The organism is Streptomyces sp. NPDC088745 (assembly GCF_044751045.1).
Classification (GTDB): Bacteria; Actinomycetota; Actinomycetes; order Streptomycetales; family Streptomycetaceae; genus Streptomyces; species Streptomyces cremeus.
The window spans coordinates 258,622-275,855 of the sequence record NZ_JBIVLB010000010.1 but is presented as its reverse complement, the minus strand read 5'-3'; the positions used below and the strand labels follow the sequence as shown (position 1 = coordinate 275,855).

General features: G+C 76.3%; 14 protein-coding genes. 7 read left to right on the top strand and 7 right to left on the bottom strand.

The window, feature by feature from the left end:
- Positions 1-10 precede the first annotated feature (10 nt).
- A complete protein-coding gene (locus tag ACIP93_RS25520) occupies positions 11-646 on the top strand; it encodes a 2'-5' RNA ligase family protein (protein WP_401761987.1) in 636 nt (211 codons plus the stop codon).
- Here the strand turns inward: ACIP93_RS25520 and ACIP93_RS25515 are convergent.
- Positions 618-1,793, bottom strand: a complete 1,176-nt coding sequence (locus ACIP93_RS25515; protein ID WP_401761986.1) for a serine hydrolase domain-containing protein — start codon at positions 1,791-1,793, stop codon at positions 618-620. The genes ACIP93_RS25520 and ACIP93_RS25515 overlap by 29 nt on opposite strands.
- A gap of 263 nt (positions 1,794-2,056) precedes the next feature.
- Between ACIP93_RS25515 and ACIP93_RS25510 the strand changes: the two genes are divergently transcribed.
- A complete protein-coding gene (locus ACIP93_RS25510; RefSeq protein WP_345227340.1) occupies positions 2,057-2,440 on the top strand; it encodes a peptidase inhibitor family I36 protein in 384 nt (127 codons plus the stop codon).
- A 130-nt stretch (positions 2,441-2,570) separates the two neighbouring features.
- Here ACIP93_RS25510 and ACIP93_RS25505 read toward each other — a convergent pair whose 3' ends face one another.
- Positions 2,571-5,546 carry an AfsR/SARP family transcriptional regulator gene (locus ACIP93_RS25505; protein ID WP_401761984.1) on the bottom strand — a complete coding sequence of 992 codons (2,976 nt, stop codon included), beginning with the start codon at positions 5,544-5,546 and terminating at the stop codon, positions 2,571-2,573.
- Positions 5,547-5,612: 66 nt separating this feature from the next.
- The gene (locus ACIP93_RS25500; RefSeq protein ID WP_345227336.1) at positions 5,613-6,236 is read right to left on the bottom strand and encodes a sigma-70 family RNA polymerase sigma factor; all 624 of its coding nucleotides are present in this window, start codon (positions 6,234-6,236) and stop codon (positions 5,613-5,615) included.
- Positions 6,237-6,616: 380 nt separating this feature from the next.
- On the opposite strand from ACIP93_RS25500, the gene ACIP93_RS25495 reads away from it, so the two are divergent.
- The 5 genes from ACIP93_RS25495 to ACIP93_RS25475 all read left to right on the top strand — a co-directional run bounded on the left by ACIP93_RS25495 (position 6,617) and on the right by ACIP93_RS25475 (position 11,989).
- On the top strand, positions 6,617-7,213 hold the full coding sequence (locus ACIP93_RS25495; RefSeq protein WP_401761982.1) for an anti-sigma factor domain-containing protein: 597 nt from the start codon (positions 6,617-6,619) through the stop codon (positions 7,211-7,213).
- Positions 7,214-7,264: 51 nt separating this feature from the next.
- Positions 7,265-8,275 (top strand): MerR family transcriptional regulator, encoded by a 1,011-nt coding sequence (locus tag ACIP93_RS25490; RefSeq protein WP_401761980.1) that lies wholly within the window; start codon positions 7,265-7,267, stop codon positions 8,273-8,275.
- 120 nt (positions 8,276-8,395) lie between these two features.
- Positions 8,396-9,628 (top strand): lycopene cyclase family protein, encoded by a 1,233-nt coding sequence (locus ACIP93_RS25485; RefSeq protein WP_401761979.1) that lies wholly within the window; start codon positions 8,396-8,398, stop codon positions 9,626-9,628.
- 58 nt (positions 9,629-9,686) lie between these two features.
- The gene (locus tag ACIP93_RS25480) at positions 9,687-10,442 is read left to right on the top strand and encodes a class I SAM-dependent methyltransferase (protein WP_345227327.1); all 756 of its coding nucleotides are present in this window, start codon (positions 9,687-9,689) and stop codon (positions 10,440-10,442) included.
- Positions 10,439-11,989 carry an FAD-dependent oxidoreductase gene (locus ACIP93_RS25475; protein WP_345227325.1) on the top strand — a complete coding sequence of 517 codons (1,551 nt, stop codon included), beginning with the start codon at positions 10,439-10,441 and terminating at the stop codon, positions 11,987-11,989. The genes ACIP93_RS25480 and ACIP93_RS25475 overlap by 4 nt, the downstream gene beginning before the upstream one ends.
- A 65-nt stretch (positions 11,990-12,054) precedes the next feature.
- Here the strand turns inward: ACIP93_RS25475 and ACIP93_RS25470 are convergent, their stop codons facing one another.
- The 4 genes from ACIP93_RS25470 to ACIP93_RS25455 all read right to left on the bottom strand — a co-directional run bounded on the left by ACIP93_RS25470 (position 12,055) and on the right by ACIP93_RS25455 (position 17,123).
- Complete coding sequence (locus tag ACIP93_RS25470) at positions 12,055-13,026, bottom strand: DUF5914 domain-containing protein (RefSeq protein WP_345227970.1); 972 nt, start codon at positions 13,024-13,026, stop codon at positions 12,055-12,057.
- 80 nt (positions 13,027-13,106) lie between these two features.
- Positions 13,107-14,144, bottom strand: a complete 1,038-nt coding sequence (locus ACIP93_RS25465) for a phytoene/squalene synthase family protein (protein ID WP_345227322.1) — start codon at positions 14,142-14,144, stop codon at positions 13,107-13,109.
- Positions 14,131-15,804 carry a phytoene desaturase family protein gene (gene crtI, locus ACIP93_RS25460; protein ID WP_401761976.1) on the bottom strand — a complete coding sequence of 558 codons (1,674 nt, stop codon included), beginning with the start codon at positions 15,802-15,804 and terminating at the stop codon, positions 14,131-14,133. The genes ACIP93_RS25465 and crtI overlap by 14 nt, the downstream gene beginning before the upstream one ends.
- Entirely contained in the window at positions 15,801-17,123 is a 1,323-nt protein-coding gene (locus tag ACIP93_RS25455; RefSeq protein ID WP_401761975.1) for a polyprenyl synthetase family protein, read from the bottom strand. The genes crtI and ACIP93_RS25455 overlap by 4 nt, the downstream gene beginning before the upstream one ends.
- Between the last annotated feature and the right edge of the window lie 111 nt (positions 17,124-17,234).

Genomic DNA, 17,234 nt, shown 5'->3' with positions numbered 1-17,234 from the left:
CATGGATGGCATGGCGACGGAGACAGCACGGGCGGGGACGCGGCAGCGCGAGGACAGCGGGGCCGCCGGCTGGCCGCTGGCGGTGGGGGACACCGCGCTGACCATCAAGGTTCCCGAGGCCGACCACCTCGTGCGGGCCGGCTTCCCGGCCCATGTGACGGTCCTGTTCCCGTTCCTGCACGAGAGCCTCCTCACCGAGGAGGCCGAACGGGAACTCGCCGCGATCGTCGCCTCGTACGACTCCTTCGACCTGACCTTCGACACCTTCCGGCGCTGGCCGGGCGTGCTCTACCTGGCCCCCAGCCCGCACGCCCCGGTCACCGCCCTGCGCGCGGAACTGACCGCCCGCTGGCCGCGGGCCGTCCCCTACTGGGGCGTCTTCGGCGACGGGGGACTCGACCCCCACCTCACCGTCACCAAGGGCGAGGGCCCGGACGTCTGGCGCCGCGCGTACGACGCGCTGGAGGAGCAGCTCGCGCCGTCCCTCCCGGTACGCACGCGGGTGCGCCACGTGGACCTGATCACCTGGGACGGCCGGCGCTGGCACGACACCCGCGCCCACCCCCTGCGCCGGCGGCCGGGCCCCGCCCCCCGGGCGGAGACGGGGCCCGCCGCTCCTAGGAGCGGCAGTACTCCGCCTCCGTGACGGGGTCCTGAGCCTGCCGCTGCCAGTCCCCGTTGCGGTTGTACGCCAACTGGTGGCGGCCGTCCTCCGTGGTCAGGGCCCACGAGAGCGAGCCGACCATGCCGCCGCCGTGGCCCCAGAGCGTGGTGCCGCAGCTCGTCCGCATCTTCATGATGCCGAGCCCGTACGACATGCCGGGGAGGCCGGTGGACGGGCCCGTCGTCTTCATCGCCTTCAACTGCTCGGGCGGCAGCAGCCGGCCGCGCATCAGGGCGCGGTAGAACCGGTTGAGGTCGCCGCTGGTGGAGATGATGTCGCCGTCGGCCCAGCCCTGCGAGCCGTTCATCTCGGTGACGTCGTCGATCCGGTCGGGCTGTGCCGCGAACAGCTTCGAGTAGGCGCGGCTGCTGGGGCGCGGAACGTGGATGCCGTTGCCGGGATTGGTCGTGGCCGTCAGCCCGAGCGGCCTGATGATCCGGTCCCGGACCTGGGCCTCGTACGACCGCTTGCCCGCCTTCTCCAGGATCAGCCCGGCCAGGACGTAGTTGGTGTTGGAGTACGAGAACTTCTTGCCCGGTGCGAACAACGGCGGGTGGCGCAGCGCCACCTTCACGTGCTTCAGGGGCGACAGGGTGTCGTAGCGGTGCTTGAGGTAGCCGTCGCCGCGCATGTACGTGTTGAGGTACTCCTCGTCGGCCAGGTAGTCGAACAGACCGCTGGTGTGGTTGAGGAGCCGACGCACGGTGATCTTGTTGCCGTCGTTGCCGTTGCCCCGGACCAGGCCGGGGAGGTGGTGCTCGACGGTGTCGTCGAGGTCGAGCCTGCCCTCGGCCTCCAACTGGAGCAGGACCGTCGCCACGAACGTCTTGGTGATGCTGCCGATCCGGTACCGGTCGTTGACACCGCGCGGCGCGCCGGTGGTGAGGTCGCCGACGCCCGACGCCGCCTTCCAGACGCCGCGCGCGTCCCGCGCCTGCGCGGTGATGCCGGGGATGCCCGCCTTCACCGAGGCGTCCATCGCGCGCCGGGTCGCGTCGTGGCCCGCCGGGCCGCGGGACGCGTCCGTCGACGCCTGGGCGGGAACGGCGAGGGCGGTTGCCGCCAGCGCCGCCGCCGCGAGCGTCACCACGCCGGCCCGTGCGGTCTTCCGTACCGTCATGAACGTCATCCGTGCTCCTTGTTGCTCTGCGGGAGGTGCGGGAGGTGCAGATGGTGCGAGCGAGCGTACGGCCGTCAGACGTACGACCGGAACCCTCTGCTCCACAGGACCGCGTGGGGCCGGTGGGGGTTGAGCGCCGGACGTCGGCGGAGCGGCTGTGACCGGCGAGTGAGCGGGGTGAGAGCGGCGGCTGGAAGCGTGAAGGCCGTCAGAGAAGACCGCTCCCGCGCCGGGCGAGGTACGCCCGGCGCGCACCGAAACGGAGTTCCACCATGCGTGCCAAGAAGACGAAGTTCGCCCACGTGCTGGTCACCGCCCTGTTCACGGCCGCCGGGGTGCTCGCCGCCACCCCCGCCCCCGCCCAGGAACCGCCCGCGGACTGGCACTGCGTGCCGTGGGGCTTCTGCATCTACACGGGCGACCACGGCGACGGCCGGGTGATCACGATGGAGCGCGGGGTGTTCGACCTGGGAGGCGTGGCCGGCGGGGCCCTGGACAACAACGTCCGCTCCGTCAAGAACATCTCGGGCAAGACCTGGTGCCTGTACGACCGTCCCGGCTACGGCGGGGAACTGACCCGGATCCTCGACAGTTACGTCGGTCCCATTCAGTTCCACGGAATCGGCGACCGGGTGTCCTCCGTCCGCGCCTGCTGACGGAACCGGAGCGTCGGCCGAGGGGATTCCGCGTCCCCCCGGCCGACAGCGCCGGGGCACCCCGCCGCACTCCGTCGCGCGTCACCGCGTGTTCACCGCACCCCGCCGGGCCCGGCGGCGCCGTGCCGGCTCAGACCGGCGGACCGTCGGGCCCGGCGTGCGACAGCATCTCGTCGACGAGGGCGAGCACGAGGGCGATGCCGTCGGGAGCGGCCGCGCCCCGGCCCCACTCCTGCGCGTACACCGCCGGCCCCAGACCCTCCCGGGCCAGGGCGTCGGTACGCGTGTGCTCGCGGTGAAAGGGCCGGATGCCGGTGAGCGTGACGCCGGTGACGCGGCGCAGCCGGTCGGCGGCGCCCAGGATGCGGGCCGCGTGCCGCGGGTGCCCCAGCGCGCCGGCCGTCCAGGCGATCGTCTCCACGCCCCACACGGGGCCCCAACTGTCGTCGATGGCGCGCTGGCGGACGAGCGCGTCCCGCAGGAGGCCCAGGGCGCGCCCCGGTTCGCCGTGCAGCAGTTCGGTCAGGCCCGTGCACCACACGGCCCACGAGCACGCCCACGCGGCGCCGCTCTCCTCCGCCTCGGCCAGGTACGTACGACAGGCGAACCACGCCGTCTCCCGGGGGCTGAGGAAGGCGGCGGCCATGGCCCACATCATGGTCGCCATGTGGGCGTCGCCGGTGTGCCCGGCGGAGCGGAAGGCGTCCCGGGCGCGGGAGAACAGTTCCACGGAGCGGGGGCCGCCGTCCACGAGGAAGTCGTAGGCGCCCTCGATGTACAGCACGGGCGCGGACCGCGCGGTCCGCGCCCGCCGCCCGGCCGCCCGGCAGGCGTCGGTGAACTCCCGCGCCGCCGGCCGGTCGCCCTGGCAGAGCGCGATCCACGCCTTCATGGCGGTGGCCAGGGCGTGCAGCTCCTCGGGCACGTCCTCGCGGGGGCCGGACAGGCTCTCCAGCCAGTGCCGCCCCTCACTCGGCGTGCAGCCGAAGAACCAGAAGCGGGTGCGCGTGAGATGGACGGCGGTCTCCACGCCGACGGCGGCCCGGCCCGGGTGGGCGCGGCAGAACTCCAGGGCGACCCTGATGTTGGGCACCTCCGCGCGGAGCCGCAGCAGCCAGTCGACCTCGGCGGGCCCGCACCACTCGGCGGCGGCCCGCACCGTCATCCGGTGGTAGTGGGCGCTGTGCCGCAGCCGCAACTCCGTTGCCGCGCCCGCCTGTTCCTCCAGCCGGCACCTGCCGTACTGGCGGATGGTCTCCAGCAGGCGGTAGCGGGCCGCGCCGCCCGTCTCCTCGACGACGACCACGGACTTGTGGACCAGGGCGGTCAGCAGGTCCAGCACCTCGTGGGCGGCGATGCCGTCGCCCGCGCACACGGATTCGGCCGCCTCCAGGTCGCAGCCGCCCGTGAAGACCGCGAGCCGGTGCCACAGCAGGCGCTCGCCGGGGGAGCACAGCGAATGGCTCCAGTCGATGACGCCGCGCAGGGTGTGCCGGTACCGGTGCGGGGAGCCGGTGCGCGGGGACGCCAGCAGCCGGAAGCGGTCCTCCAGCCGGGCCAGGACCTGCTCGACGGTCAGCGAGGAGAGACGGACGGCGGCCAGCTCGATGGCCAGCGGGATGCCGTCGAGCCGCCGGCAGAGCTCGGCGGCGGGCGCGCTGTCGGCGTAGCCGCGCGCCGAGGCGGGGGCGCAGCCCGCCGCGCGCTCGCTGAGCAGCCGCAGCGCCTCCGAGGGCGCGGTGCTCTGCGGGTCCGGCAGGGTGAGGCCGGGAACGACCAGGACGTGTTCGTCCGGTACGCCGAACCGCTCGCGGCTCGTGGCCAGGATCCGGAGCCCGGGAGCCGCCCGCAGCAGCCGCAGCGCGAGCGCGGCGGCCTCGTCCACCAGGTGCTCGCAGTTGTCCAGGACGAGCAGGACGCTGCGGGTGCGCAGGTGTGCGGCGACCGCGTCGGCGGCGGGGCGGGCCGACTGGTCCCGCACGCCCAGGGCGTCGGCGACCGCCCGGTCCAGCAGGGCCGGTTCGGAGAGGGTGGCGAGGTCGGCGAGCCAGACTCCGTCGGCGAAGGCAGGGGCCGCCTGCCGGGCGACGCGCAGGGCCAGCCGGGTCTTGCCCACACCGCCCACGCCGGTGAGGGTGATGAGCCGCGACCGCTCCAACAGGTCGTGAAGAGCAGCGAGTTGGCTCTCGCGGCCGACGAAGGTGGTCGTCTCCGCGGGCAGGTTCCCCGGCTGCCCGAAACCGGAGCGGGCGTCACCGCCCGGGTCGCCGGCCGGTTCGGCCGCGTCGGCCCGACTCGGACGAGGGATCTGTTCCGGGGCGGCGGCCGGCTTCTCGGCGCCGGCCGGTCTCAGGACGGCGGCCGGCTCCGGAGCGGCCGTCAGGATGCGCTGGTGCGTCTCCCGCAGGCCGGCCCCCGGGTCCGCGCCCAGCTCCTCGGCCAGCAGCGCGCCCACCCTGCGGTAGCAGGCCAGCGCCTCGCCCTGCCGCCCGCACCGGTAGAGCGCCAGCATCCGCTGGGCCCAGAAGCGTTCGCGCAGCGGGTGCCGCTCAGTGAGCGTGCACAGTTCGGGCAGGACGTCCGCGGGACGCCCCCGGCCCAGGTCCGCGTCGATGCACAACTCCTGTGCGTGCAGCCGCTGTTCCAGCAGCCCGGGGACGACGTCCTGGAACAGTTCGCCCGGCAGGTCCGACAGCGGCTCCCCGCGCCACAGCCCCAGCCCCTCGCGCAGCAGTGCCGCCGCGCCCGCGGGGTCGCCCGACTCCAGCGCCCGCGCCCCCAGCCGTACGAGTCCGGCGAAGCGGTGCGTGTCCAGGGCCGTCGGATCGACGTCGATCGCGTATCCGCGGCCGTGGGTGCGGACGAGCTCGGGGCCCAGCGCGCGGCGCAGCCGCAGCACGTAGTTCTGCAGGGTGTTGCGGGCGCCCCGCGGGGGGTCGCAGCCCCACATCCGTGCCACGAGCGTGTCCACGGGGACGGCCCCGCCGGCGTCGAGGAGCAGGGCGGCGACCAGCACCCGCAGCCGGGTGGCGGCGAGCCCGACGGGCAGCCCGTCGCGCAGGATCTCAAGCGGTCCCAGAAGTCCGAACTCGTACTGTGCGCCCATTCGGACGAGCCTAGGACCTGACGTGACCGTACCGCTACTTTGGGTGACGTGTGCGCGTCCCGTCCCTCACACCGAGGGCGTGGGCGTCTCGATGATACGGCGCAGCGCGTGCAGGGCGCGGCGGATGTGGCTCTTCACGGTCCCCAGCGGAAGCCCCGTCTCCTCGGCGATCTGAGTCTGGGTCATGTCGCCCCAGACGGCCAGCCCCAGCAGGCGCCGCTGGACCGGACTCAACTGCCCCAGCGTCTCCAGCAGCACCACCCGGTTCAGGGCGTCCTCGCTCTCGCTGGGCCCCGGGTGCCGCAGGGCCTCCTCCTGCTGGGCGGTGGCCAGTCCCGCGAGCTTCGACTGCCGGGCGCGGGCGGCGAGGCAGTCGGCCACCGCGTGCCGGGTGATGCCCACCAGCCACCCGCCCAGCGAGCCCCGGGCGGGGTCGTACCCGGTGCGGCCCCGCCAGGCGGCCAGGAACACCTGCTGGGCGGTGTCCTCCGCGTCCTGCCGGTCCCGCAGCGCGCGCAGGGCCAGCGAGTACACCAGGGAACCCCACTGCCGGTACGCCGCGGCCAGGGCGGCTTCGTCCCCCCGGGCGAGCCCGGCGGCGATGGCCGCCTCGGCGGCCCGGTCCTGCGCGGACGGAACGGGCCGTGCGGTGGCGGGCGCCCGATGGGGAGCCGGCGGAGCTGGGGGCATGGTGCACTCCTCGCGGAACGTAGCCGGATCACGACGCCTCCCAACCTTCGGCAAAGCGCCGCACAACCCAAGTCGCATCGGTTAAGCATCGAAATGCGCGGGGAGCGGGAGCCGTGGTTCCGGAGGGAAGTTCCCAGCTCAGTGCCGCAGAGTCGGTCGTCCCTCCGTCCGCGTCCCTCACCGTGAACCGATGCGTCGCCCAAAACTGACACACCGTCGTGCATCCGGCGGCCCGCCACACCCGGTAGCCACGAGTACCGTCCGCCCGCCCCGAGCGGACCCGCCCGAGGAAACGGGTCCACGGCCCCCGCGGGCCACGCCGTCTCCCGTACCGACGCGCCCCCCGCCCCGCCCCCGTCCCCAGCTCGCGCGGAGGCCCCATGCCCGACCACCTGGACCCCGACGAGCTCGCCGCGCTCGCCCTCGGGCCGGCCGACCCCGGCGTCCCCGGCCCCTCCCCGGGCGACCACCTGCGGACCTGCGCCCGCTGCCGCACGGAACTCCGCCACCTGCGGGAGGTGGTCCGCACGGCGCGCGGGATCACCGTCGACGACCTGCTCGTCGAAGCCCCCGCCTCCCTCTGGGAGTCCGTCACCGCGCGCCTCGCCGAAGCGGACGCGCCCGCCCCCGCCGGGGCCCCGGCGGAAGTCCGGCGTCCGCTGGTGGGCCTCGCCCCGGCGCGCACGGCGGGCGGCACCGTCCACACGCGCGACGGGCCCGCAGGCGGACGGCAGGTCGTCCTCGCCACCACCGGCCTGCCCGACACCGGCGGCTACTACGCGGTGTGGCTGATGGACCGCGCGCACCGCGAACGCGTCGCGCTCGGCGCCCTGCGCCCCGACGGCACGGCCGCCCTGGCGACGCCGGCGGGCGTCGACCTCGCCGCCCACCCCCTCGTCGACGTGTCCGAACAGGACCACGACGGCGACCCCGCGCACTCCGGCAGGAGCGTGCTGCGGGGCGACCTGGGGCACTGAGGGCCACCTCGGTACGACACCCCGCCCGGCCTACGGCGTACGGTTCGGCCCGTGAACAGGACAGCGCCTGAGGCGGACACGGGGGACGAGGCGACCTACTCCACCGGCGAGGTCGCCCGGCGGCTCGGGGTGTCGCCGACCACCGTCCGGTCCTGGGACCGGCGGTACGGCATCGGGGCCCGGACGCGGACCAGCGGCAGCCACCGCCGGTGGAGCGCGCGGGACATGGCCCGCCTGGAGCGGATGTGCGCGCTGACCGCGACCGGGGTGCCGCCCGCCGAGGCGGCCCGCCTGGCGGCCGCCGTCCGCACCCCGCCCCCCGGGGAGGGGACGGGCCCCGCGCGCCCGGCCGCGTCCGGCCGGGCCGGCGCGGGCCTGCCGCTCGGCAGGGTGCGGGCGGAGTGCCGGGGCGTCGCCAGGGCGGCGCTGCGGCTCGACGGCACGGCGCTGGACGAACTGCTGGCCGTCGCCATACGGGACCTGGGACTGATCACCGCCTGGACCGAAGTGATCATGCCCGCGCTGCACGCGGCGGGCCGCAAGTGGGAGGGCGAGCCGGACCGGTACGTCGAGGTCGAGCACTTCCTGTCCTGGCACGTCTCCGGCGCGCTGCGCCGCGCCTGCCCGCCGCTCGCCCCCGGCCGCCCCCACGGCACCGCCACCCTGCTGGCCTGCATGCCCGACGAGAACCACACGCTGCCCCTGGAGGTCCTGGCGGCCGCCCTGACCGAACGCACCCTCCTGGTGCGGATGTTCGGCGCCGCGCTGCCGGCCGAGTGCCTGCTCGCCGCCGTGGAGCGCACCGGGCCCGTCGTCGTCGGCCTGTGGGCGCAGTCCCGCGGCACGGCCGACCGCGCCCTCGCGGACCGGGTGGCGCACACCGAATGGGGCCCGCGGGGGGCCCGCAGGAAACCCGCCGTCCTCGCGCTCGGCCCGGGCTGGGCCGGCGCCACCGGCCTGGCTCGCCCGCCGGGACTCGCGGAGGCCGTCGCGGCGGTGGAGTCGCGCGTGGCCCTCTTCACCGCGGGCCGCCGCCCCCCGCCCGGCCGTTCCCCCCGCTGATCCGCCTCCCCGGCGTGCCCCTCCCGCTCCCGCACGGTTCCGGTGCATCCGAACGGGCCCCCCGAACGGAAGGGCGGGTGCCCAGCACTTCGCCGCGAGAGGAAGGAACGGAGGCCCGCCTTGCCCCCCTCGCACCCGCGCACCCCCGGCCCCCGGGCGGCGTACGACACGGAGATCGCCGTCATCGGCGCCGGTGCGGCCGGTCTCTCCCTCGCCCACCGGCTCTGCGCGCCCGCCCCCGGCCGCCGCACCCCCGATGTGACGCTCCTCGACGCGCCGCCGGGCCCGCTGCGGCCGCCGGAGCGCACCTGGTGCTTCTGGGAGGGGCCCGGCGGCGCGTACGACGACGTGCTCACGGCGTCCTGGGACCGGCTGCGCCTGCGCGGACGCACCGGGGACGAGGTGTGCTGCCCGCTCGCGCCCTCCCGCTACAAGATGCTCCGCTCCACCGACTTCGAGCGGATGGTGTACGAGCGGATCGACGCGGCGCCGGGCGTGCGGCGGGTGGCGGCGACGGTCGACGGCGTCGACGACCTGCGCCCGGGAGCCGTCGTCCGGGGCCGCGACCCCGCGGGCGCACCGCTGCGGCTGCGCGCCCGGTGGGTGTTCGACTCCCGCCCGCCGCCGGTCCCGCCGCCCTCGCGCACGCTGCTGCTCCAGCACTTCCGGGGCTGGTTCGTCCGTACCGAGGCGGCGTGCTTCGACCCCGCCGTCGCCGACCTGATGGACTTCCGCACCCCGCAGCCGCCGCACGGCCTGTCCTTCGGGTACGTGCTGCCGCTGGGGACGCGCGAAGCACTGGTGGAGTACACGGAGTTCTCCGCGCGGCCGCTGGACGACGAGGGGTACGACCGGGCCCTGCGCCACTACACCGCGAAGGTCCTGGAGCTCGGCGCGTTCGAGGTGACGGACGTCGAGCAGGGGGTGATCCCCATGACGGACGCCCGCTTCCCGCGCCGCACGGGCTCCTCGGCCTTCCGCATCGGCACGGCGGGCGGGGCCACCCGGCCGTCCACCGGCTACACCTTCGCCGCCGTGCAGCGCCAGAGCCGGGCCGTCGCGGACGCCTGGGCGCGGGGCCGGCTGCCGCAGCCGCCGCCGGCCTACCCGGCGCGCTCCCGGGCCATGGACGGCGTCCTGCTGCGCGCCCTGGCCACCGGGCGGGTGGACGGGTCGCGGTTCTTCACCGGCCTCTTCCGCGAGGTCGGCCCGGAACGCATGCTCCGCTTCCTGGACGGCCGCACCTCGTGGCCCGAGGACTTCGCCGTCGGCCTGCGCACCCCCGTCCTGCCGATGCTGCGCACGGCCGTGGAACTGCCCTGGCTGCGCCGCCGCCCCGACCCCCGGCCGTGACCGGGCCCACGACCGCACCACCCCCTCCGCCCCCACCCACCACCCCCGGAAGGACCGCATGAGCCTGCTCCGCGACGAGGACCTGTCCACCGCGTTCGACCACGCCGCCCGCACCTACGACCGGCTGACGGCGGCCAACCCCGGCTACCACTCCCACCTGCGCCGCTCCGCCCGCCGGCTCGGGCTGCCCGACGGCGGCGCCGGGCTGCGCCTGCTCGACCTCGGCTGCGGCACCGGCGCCTCCACGGCCGCCCTGCTGCGGGTCGCGCCCCGGGCCGAGATCGTCGCCGCGGACGCCTCACGGGGCATGCTCGACCAGGCCAGGGCCAAGCCCTGGCCGTCGAACGTCACCTTCGTGCACGCCCCCGCCGAAGGGCTCCGGGAGGCGGGCGTGGACGGCCCGTTCGACGCCGTGCTCGCCGCGTACCTGCTGCGCAACGTGGCCGACCCGGACGCCGTGCTGGCCTCCGTACGCGACCTCCTCGCCCCCGGCGGACGGCTCGCGGTGCACGAGTACACCCTCAGCGGCAGGCCCCTGGACCGCCTGGTGTGGAGCGCGGTCTGCCACGGCATCGTGCTGCCCGCCGGCCGGGCCTTCGGCGACGGCGACCTCTACCGCCACCTGCTGCGCAGCGTCGTCGACTTCGACACCGCCGACGCGTGCGCGGAACGCCTCCGCCGGGCCGGCTTCACCTCCGTGCGCGCGCTGCCGATGCCCGGCTGGCAGACCGGCATCGTCCACACCGTGCTCGCCGCCGCCCCCCGGCCCGCCGCTCCCCGGTCCGCCGCCGTCCCCGCGGAGGCCGCCCGATGAGGACCCGCCCGCCCGCCCCCCGCAGGGGCCGCGACCGCCGCGCGGTGACCGTCCCCGGCCCCGCCGGACGCCCCCGCGCCCAGGGCCCGGGGCCCGAGGCCGCCGTCGTCGGCGGCGGCATCGCGGGCCTCGCCGCGGCCACCGCCCTCGCCGAACGCGGCGTCCGCGTCACCCTGTACGAACGCGAGAACACCCTCGGCGGACGCCTCGCCGGCTGGCCCGTCGAACTCGCCGACGGCTCCACCGCCACCATGAGCCGCGGCTTCCACGCCTTCTTCCGCCAGTACTACAACCTCCGCGGCCTGCTCCGCCGGGTCGACCCCCACCTCGACTCCCTCACCGGCCTGCCCGACTACCCCCTCCAGCACAGCGACGGCCTGCGCGACAGCTTCGCCCGGGTGCCGCGCACCCCGCCGTTCAGCGCGCTCGGCTTCGTCGCGCTCAGCCCCGCCTTCGGCTGGGGCGACCTCGCCCGGATGGACGCCCGCGCCGCCCTGCCGCTGCTCGACGTCCGCGTCCCCGAGGTGTACGACCGGCTCGACCACGTCAGCGCCCGCGACTTCCTGGACCGCATCCGCTTCCCCGAGGCCGCCGAACACCTCGCCTTCGAGGTGTTCTCCCGCAGCTTCTTCGCCGACCCGCGCGAACTGTCCGCCGCCGAACTGGTGCTGATGTTCCACATCTACTTCCTGGGCTCCAGCGAGGGCCTGCTCTTCGACGTGCCCCGCGAACCCTTCCCCGCCGCCCTGTGGAACCCCCTCGGCGACTACCTGGCCGGGCACGGCGTGCGGCTGCGCACCGGGACCCCCGTGCTCGCCGCCGCCCCGGCGCGCGGCGGCGGCGTCACCGTCAGCACCGCCACCGGCCAGGAGGCGTACGACGGACTGGTCCTGGCCCTGGACACCGGCGGCCTGCGCAAGGTGGTGGACGGCTCCCCGTCGCTCGGCGACGCCGCCTGGCGGCAGCGGATCGACCGGCTGCGCACCGCCCCGCCCTTCCTGGTCTCCCGGCTCTGGCTGGACCGTCCCGTCGCGGCGGACCGCCCCGGCTTCCTCGGCACCGGCGGCTTCGGTCCGCTGGACAACGTCAGCGTGCTGGACCGCTGGGAGGGCGAGGCCGCCCGCTGGGCCGCCCGCACCGGCGGCTCCGTCGTCGAACTCCACGCGTACGCCGTCGATCCGGCCGCCGACCGCAGGACCGTCCAGAACCGGGCGCTGGCCGAACTCCACCGGGTGTACCCCGAGACCCGGGACGCGAAAGTGGTCGACGCCCGGCACGAATGGCGGGCCGACTGCCCCCTGTTCGAGGTGGGCGGCCACCGTGCGCGGCCCGGCGTCCGCACCCCCGACCCGGCGGTGGTGCTCGCCGGTGACCTGGTGCGCACCTCGCTGCCGGTCGCGCTGATGGAGCGGGCCGCCACCACCGGGTTCCTCGCCGCCAACGCGCTCCTGCGGGAGTGGGGGCTGCGCGGCCAGACCCTGTGGACGGTCCCCGACCGGGGCCGGGTGCCCGTGCTGCGCGCCCTGGCCCGCCTCGCCGGCACCTGACACCGGCACGGGCACGGCCCGGCGCCGCACGCCGCCGACGGGCGTACGGCACCGGGCCGACGGGCTCAGCCCGGGAAGCGCCCGGTGCTGCGCAGCGCCCAGCGGCGCTCCGCGTAGGCGATGTCGTCGCGCCACAGCCGCCCCGCCGCCGCCCGCATCAGCGGACGCAGGACGGGCGCGGCGGCCCGCGCCACCGCGAAGCCCCGGCGGTCGGAGGCCGCGACGACCGCCTCCACGACGGCGGTGCGCGGCCGGCCGGAGGCGTCCGGGCCCAGCGGGGTGGCGTGCGTCTCCACGACGGACCCCTCGCCCTCGCCCCGGGTGATGTGCATGACGACGGTGCGCGGCTCGGGCGCGGTGAAGACCGCCCGCACCGGCACCACCGCGCGCCCCGCCACCTTGAAGGAGACGTCCACCACGAAGGAGTCGTCGCCCTCCTCCGCTTCCGGCGCGCCGACGACCGTCAGATCGACGAAGGAGTACGGGTGGAACCAGGCCCCGTGCCACGGATCGAGCCGGTTGGCGATCACGTCCTCGGGCTCGCACCGCCCCACCACCGTGCACACCGCGGGCACGGCGGCCGCCGGATCGGGCCGCGCGGGAACCACCGGCCGCTCCAGCGGCTCCTCACCGCCCACCCGGTCCAGCCGCACCCACAGCAGCACCCCGTCGTCGTGCACCGGGAAGGGCTCCCACCCGGCGAACGGGGCCCCGTCCAGGGCCAGTCCGTGCCAGTGGCAGACCAGCGTGCCGCACCGCACCCTGCTGTCCTTCAGCGGCGCCCCCAGGTGCGGACAGGCCCCCGCCCCGGCGCGCACGCCGCCGTCCGCACCGCGCCAGAGCACGATCTCGGCGCCGTCCACCACGCGCCCCAGCGGGCGGCCCGCCGGGACGTCGCCGGACGCCCCCACCACGTACCAGTTGCCCGAAGGGCGGGCCTGCGCCCGCTTCAGGGCGGCGGAGATCACCGCGGGGGAGGCGTCGCGCCAGGTGGGCCGCTGCCGCTCCCAGGGCACGGGGCTGCGGCGCAGCCGCAGGGGGAGGCGCTTGCCCCGGGGCGGCGGGCCGCTCCCCGGCCGGTTCGCGCGATGCGGGCCGTTCACGTCGTCCGGGTCGTTCACACCGTCTCCTTCCGTACCTGTCCCTCGCGCGCCGAGGGCTCACCGCCCGCTCCCACGGGGCCGGGCGGCCCGGCGGCGGCACCGTACCGCTGCCGGGGCCCGGCGGCCCGGGCCCTCGCCGCGGCGACGCGCACCAGCCCGTCCACGGCCACCACCGCCCGCCGCCGCCGCGGCACCACGGCCCGCCGGTGCAGCACCCGGTACCCGTCGTCGGCGACGGCGTCCAGGATCGCCCCGTACAGCACGAAGGCGGTGCGGATGCACGGCCGGGCCACCGGATCGAGCTGCGCGATCCCCGGCGCCGCCTCCCGGTACACGGCCCGGGTCAGCTCGGCGGCGTTCTGCAGCGCGGCGGTGATCCGCCGGTCGGGAAGACCCGTCAGACGGCTCCACGCCAGCAGGTCGCGGTCGACGCCGTGGGCGGCGAGCAGGTCCTCCGGCAGGTACACCCGCCCCCGGTCCAGGTCCTCGCCCACGTCGCGCAGGAAATTGGTCAGCTGGAAGGCCACGCCGAGGGCGGCGGCCCGCGGAGCCGCTTCCGCACGCGGTACGACGGTGCCCAGGACCGGCAGCATCTGGAGCCCGATCACCGCCGCCGAACCGTGCATGTACCTCCGCAGGTGGTCGTACGTCGGATAACCGGTGACGACCAGGTCGCTGCGCATGGACGCCATGAAGTCGGTGAAGTGGCCGTGCTCGATGTCGTACCGGGCGGCGGTGTCCACCAGCGCCCGCACGACCGGCTCCTCGCTCGGCCGTCCGGCCAGCCCGTCCCGCAGCCGTGCCGCCAGGCCGTCGAGGGCGGCCGCCCGGTCGGCCGGGGAGGCCGCGGAGTGCAGGTCGTCGACGATGTCGTCGGCCCAGCGGGCGAAGCCGTACAGCGCGTGGACGGCGGGGCGGCGTGCGACGGGCAGCAGCCTGGTCGCCAGGAAGTAGGTGCGGCCGTGCCGGGCGTTGAGCCGGCGGCACTGGCGGTACGCGGCGCGCAGCCCGGGATCGGAGATTCCGGCGGCGTCGAGTTCACGGTCGGTCATGCACGGGGGCCTTCCGAGCGTCGGGCGGGGAGCCGGCCGGGCCGGCGGGGTCGGTGGAACCGGCGGGGGAGGCGCGCCGGACGGGGGCCTGCCGGGAGACCTGTCCGGCGCCGACGACGCGGGCGGCCGCGAGCTTCCCCGAGATGAGGACGGTCGGCACGCCGACCCCCGGGGTGGTGCCGCAGCCGGCCAGGACCGCGTTCTCGGTGCCGCGCACCAGGTTGCGCGGCCGGAAGGGGCCGGTCTGCGGAAAGGTGTGGGCGGCGGAGAAGGGCGTGCCGGCGCCGTGCCCCTGCGCGGACCAGTCGGCCGGAGTCACCAGGCACTCCTCCTCGATCGCCGCCCCGAAGTCCGCCAGCCCCCGGGCGTCGAGGGTGCGCAGCAGGCTGTCGCGGTAACGGGGCCCGAGGTCCGCCCACTCCCGCACGCCGGGCCCGACGACCGTGTTGGGGCAGGGCGCCAGCACGTAGTGCAGATGCCGCCCCGGGGGCGCGAGCGACGGGTCGGTCGCGGTGGGCCGGGTGATCAGCAGGGAGGGGTCCGACATCAGGTCCCCGGTGCGGGTCAGCTCCCGGAAGGTCTCCTTCCAGGCGCCGCCGAAGGAGATCGTGTGATGGCCGAGCTCCGGCCAGGTCCGGTCGGTGCCCGCGTGCAGGATCACCGCCGACGGCGAGTGCCGCAGCGGCGGCACCCGGCGCGGACGCCTGCCGAGCAGCCGGTAGGCGACGGGGAGGTCCGGAGTGAGGACCACCGCGTCGCAGGGGACGCGCCCCTGGTCGGTGACGACGGCGGTGATCCGCTCACCGGTGCCCGAGCGCTCCAGCCGGGTCACCTCGTGCCCGTACCGGAAGTCGGCCCCCGCCTCGGCGGCCGACGCCGCCAGGGCGCGCGGCAGGGCGTGCATGCCGCCGCGCGGGAAGTAGACCCCGGCGACCGTGTCCATGTACGCGATCACCGCGTACGCGGCGAGGGCCCGGGCGGGCGGCACCCCCGCGTACAGCGCCTGGAAGGTGAACACGCGGCGCAGCCGCTCGTCGGAGAGGAAGCGGCCGATCCGGGCGTCCATCCTGCCGAACCCGCCGAGGGCGGCCAGCCGCGCCAGGTCGGGGTGCAGGAGCTGGAGCGGGGAGTCGAAGTTGGCGTCGATGAACCGCCGCATCTGCACCCGGTACAACTGCTCCAGCCAGACCCGCAGCCGCCGGTAGCCGAGCGCCTCGCGGGCCCCGGCGAACCGGGCGATCTCCTCCTCCATCGCCGCGCCCCCGGTGTGCACGTCCAGCGCGCTGCCGTCGGCGAAGCGGGCCCGGTAGGCGGGGTGCAGCGGCACCAGGTCCAGCCGCCCGGCCATAGAGTGGCCGACGGCGGCGAAGGCCTCCTCCACCAGGTCCGGCATGGTCAGCACGGTCGGCCCGGTGTCGATGCGGTAACCGCCCCGGTCCAGCAGCCCGGCCCGGCCGCCGGGCTCGTCGTCCCGTTCGATCACGGTGACCCGCCGGCCCGCGCCGAGCAGGTGCAGCGCGGCGGACAGCCCCGCCAGCCCGGCGCCGACCACCACGACGTGATCGGTGCGCCCCTTCAGGGCCTTCCCGGCCCCCGTCCCTGTCCCTGTCCCCGCCCTTGCCGCCGACGTCGGCGTCGGCGTCGGCCTGAGCCTGCTCATCGAGCCCACCGGACCCCCTCCTCGTCATGTTCGGCCGGTCGTGGACCACCACCGGCCGGCCTCGCGGCCCCCGCCGCCGGAACGGGCGGTGCCGCGACCGCCCCCGTCAACTCCCGCAGCCGCGCCTGCGCGTCGGGCAGCAGGGGCGCCGACGCCAGGTGCCGGTGCGCCACCGCCACGAGGCGCGAGATCTTCGCCTCCGTCACGTCCCGCGCGCCGGTCTCCACCAGCACTTCCCGCACCCGCTCCACGCCCTCGTCACCGAGCGAGGGATTCCCGAGGCAGCGGTCCAGGAGAGCGGCCGACGCCCGGTCGCCGGACGCCTCGGCGCGGGCCCTGGCGACCGCCGTCAGATACGTCAGCTTGCCGTCGCGCAGGTCGTCCCCGGCCGGCTTGCCCGTCTCGCGGGGATCGCCGAACGCCCCCAGCAGGTCGTCGCGCAACTGGAAGGCGATGCCCGCGCACCGGCCCGCGGAGCACAGCGCCCCGGTGGTGCGCTGGTCCGCCCCGGCGAGGGCCGCTCCCAGCGCCAACGGCCGCTCCACGGAGTACAGGGCGCTCTTGAGCGTCGCGGTACGGATCGCGGCGCCCACCGCCCGGGACCCCGAGACCTGGCCGTGCAGGTCCAGGTACTGCCCGGCCACCATCTCGGTCCGCATCGCCCGCCACAGGGCGCGCACCCGCGCACGCACCTCCCCGCTCACCGAGCTCGCGTCCCAGGCCTCGGCGACCACGTCGTCGGCCCAGCTCAGCGCCAGGTCCCCGGCGAGCACGGCCGCGGCCCTGCCGAACGGTTCGCCCGGGCCGGCCGCCCCGGCACCGTCGTGGCGGGCGCCCAGCACCACGTGCAGGGCGGGCCTGCCCCGGCGGACGGGGGAGCCGTCCATCAGGTCGTCGTGCACCAGGGCACAGGTCTGGATGAGTTCGAGCCCGGCGGCCAGTCGCAGCGCGGTGTCGGCGGCGCCCGGACGCAGCCCCCCGGCGCAGGAGCGCAGCCCCCACCACAGGAACTGTGCCCGCAGCCTCTTTCCACCGCTGAGCGTGAAGTCGGCGACCCGCTCGGCCACGTCCGCCGCGAAGGTGGCGTCGAGCGCGGCGCACTCCCGCACCCGCTCGCCCAACACCCCCCGCAGAACCTCCCGCACGGCCCCCGGCACGTCCGCGTCCACGAGGTGCACGGCGGCGGCCCGCCCCGGGGCGGCGGCCTCCGGCCCGTGCGACACCCGGCCCCGTGCCGGGGCGGCCCGCGGTTCGTGTGCCGCCCCGGGACGGAGCCGCCCGTTGCCCCAAGCGCTCTCGCTCGTCCGCGTACGGTGCATCGCACTGCCTTCCCTGGACGCCGGCCGGAATATGTCCTGCCTCTTCCGCCCGTCGGCCTCCTCCGGATGCAGCGGAATCCGAATATCCACTTCGGGCCGCCGCGGCCGGGC

Excerpts from the sequence above, each read along its gene's own strand:
- ACIP93_RS25520 (WP_401761987.1), top strand. The coding sequence starts at position 11 with ATGGCGACGGAGACAGCACGGGCGGGGACGCGGCAGCGCGAGGACAGC.
- ACIP93_RS25515 (WP_401761986.1), bottom strand. The coding sequence starts at position 1,793 with ATGACGTTCATGACGGTACGGAAGACCGCACGGGCCGGCGTGGTGACG.
- ACIP93_RS25510 (WP_345227340.1), top strand. The coding sequence starts at position 2,057 with ATGCGTGCCAAGAAGACGAAGTTCGCCCACGTGCTGGTCACCGCCCTG.
- ACIP93_RS25505 (WP_401761984.1), bottom strand. The coding sequence starts at position 5,546 with ATGGGCGCACAGTACGAGTTCGGACTTCTGGGACCGCTTGAGATCCTG.
- ACIP93_RS25500 (WP_345227336.1), bottom strand. The coding sequence starts at position 6,236 with ATGCCCCCAGCTCCGCCGGCTCCCCATCGGGCGCCCGCCACCGCACGG.
- ACIP93_RS25495 (WP_401761982.1), top strand. The coding sequence starts at position 6,617 with ATGCCCGACCACCTGGACCCCGACGAGCTCGCCGCGCTCGCCCTCGGG.
- ACIP93_RS25480 (WP_345227327.1), top strand. The coding sequence starts at position 9,687 with ATGAGCCTGCTCCGCGACGAGGACCTGTCCACCGCGTTCGACCACGCC.
- ACIP93_RS25475 (WP_345227325.1), top strand. The coding sequence starts at position 10,439 with ATGAGGACCCGCCCGCCCGCCCCCCGCAGGGGCCGCGACCGCCGCGCG.
- ACIP93_RS25465 (WP_345227322.1), bottom strand. The coding sequence starts at position 14,144 with ATGACCGACCGTGAACTCGACGCCGCCGGAATCTCCGATCCCGGGCTG.
- crtI (WP_401761976.1), bottom strand. The coding sequence starts at position 15,804 with ATGAGCAGGCTCAGGCCGACGCCGACGCCGACGTCGGCGGCAAGGGCG.
- ACIP93_RS25455 (WP_401761975.1), bottom strand. The coding sequence starts at position 17,123 with ATGCACCGTACGCGGACGAGCGAGAGCGCTTGGGGCAACGGGCGGCTC.